The organism is Halomonas campaniensis (genome assembly GCF_014193375.1).
Taxonomy (GTDB): domain Bacteria; phylum Pseudomonadota; class Gammaproteobacteria; order Pseudomonadales; family Halomonadaceae; genus Halomonas; species Halomonas campaniensis.
The window spans coordinates 1,361-3,089 of the sequence record NZ_JACHZF010000059.1 but is presented as its reverse complement, the minus strand read 5'-3'; the positions used below and the strand labels follow the sequence as shown (position 1 = coordinate 3,089).

General features: G+C 56.3%; 1 rRNA gene (only partly in view). It reads right to left on the bottom strand.

Features of this window, described 5'->3' with window-relative positions:
- Positions 1-37 precede the first annotated feature (37 nt).
- Positions 38-1,729, bottom strand: a 23S ribosomal RNA gene (locus BDK63_RS18140); it runs 1,234 nt beyond the window's last position.

Here is a 1,729-nt window from a genome sequence, read left to right as displayed (position 1 = left end):
CCCTGTCGGTCGTCATCTCAGACCGCTTGGGTGTTATATGGTCAAGCCTCACGGGCCATTAGTATCGGTTAGCTCAACGCCTTGCAGCGCTTCCACACCCGACCTATCAACCAGCTGGTCTCGCTGGGCCCTTCAGGAGGCTCAAGGCCTCAGGGAAGTCTCATCTTGAAGGGGGCTTCCCGCTTAGATGCCTTCAGCGGTTATCCTGTCCGCACATAGCTACCCGGCAATGCCACTGGCGTGACAACCGGAACACCAGAGGTGCGTCCACTCCGGTCCTCTCGTACTAGGAGCAGCTCTTCTCAAACTTCCAACGCCCACGGCAGATAGGGACCGAACTGTCTCACGACGTTCTAAACCCAGCTCGCGTACCACTTTAAATGGCGAACAGCCATACCCTTGGGACCGACTTCAGCCCCAGGATGTGATGAGCCGACATCGAGGTGCCAAACACCGCCGTCGATGTGAACTCTTGGGCGGTATCAGCCTGTTATCCCCGGAGTACCTTTTATCCGTTGAGCGATGGCCCTTCCATACAGAACCACCGGATCACTAGAACCTACTTTCGTACCTGCTCGACGTGTCTGTCTCGCAGTCAAGCACCCTTATGCTCTTGCACTCAATGCACGATTTCCAACCGTGCTGAGGGTACCTTCGTGCTCCTCCGTTACGCTTTGGGAGGAGACCGCCCCAGTCAAACTACCCACCACACACGGTCCTCGATCCGGATCACGGACCTGAGTTAGAACGCCAATGATGCCAGGCTGGTATTTCAAGGTTGGCTCCACCCGAACTGGCGTCCGGGGTTCAAAGCCTCCCAGCTATCCTACACAAGCAACATCAGCGTCCAGTGTGAAGCTGTAGTAAAGGTTCACGGGGTCTTTCCGTCTAGCCGCGGGTACACAGCATCTTCACTGCGATTTCAATTTCACTGAGTCTCGGGTGGAGACAGCGTGGCCATCATTACGCCATTCGTGCAGGTCGGAACTTACCCGACAAGGAATTTCGCTACCTTAGGACCGTTATAGTTACGGCCGCCGTTTACCGGGGCTTCGATCAGGAGCTTCGCTTGCGCTAACACCATCAATTAACCTTCCGGCACCGGGCAGGCGTCACACCCTATACGTCCGCTTGCGCGTTTGCAGAGTGCTGTGTTTTTAATAAACAGTTGCAGCCACCTGGTATCTTCGACCGCCTCGTGCTCCGGCCGCAGGGCCTTCACACTAACGCGGCGTGCCTTCTCCCGAAGTTACGGCACCATTTTGCCTAGTTCCTTCACCCGAGTTCTCTCAAGCGCCTGGGTATTCTCTACCTGACCACCTGTGTCGGTTTGGGGTACGGTCCCACTGTATCTGAAGCTTAGAGGCTTTTCCTGGAAGCGTGGCATCAATGACTTCCGGACCGTGGTCCGTTCGTCTCGTCTCTCGGCCTTGGGGCACCGGATTTGCCTGATCCCCCAGCCTACTGACTTTCACCAGGACAACCAACGCCTGGCTCACCTAGCCTTCTTCGTCCCCCCATCGCAATACAGTGAGGTACGGGAATATTGACCCGTTTCCCATCGACTACGCCTTTCGGCCTCGCCTTAGGGGCCGACTCACTCTGCTCCGATTAGCGTCGAACAGAAACCCTTGGTCTTCCGGCGGGGGAGTTTTTCACTCCCCTTGTCGTTACTCATGTCAGCATTCGCACTCGTGATACCTCCAGCAAGCCTCTCGACTCACCTTCG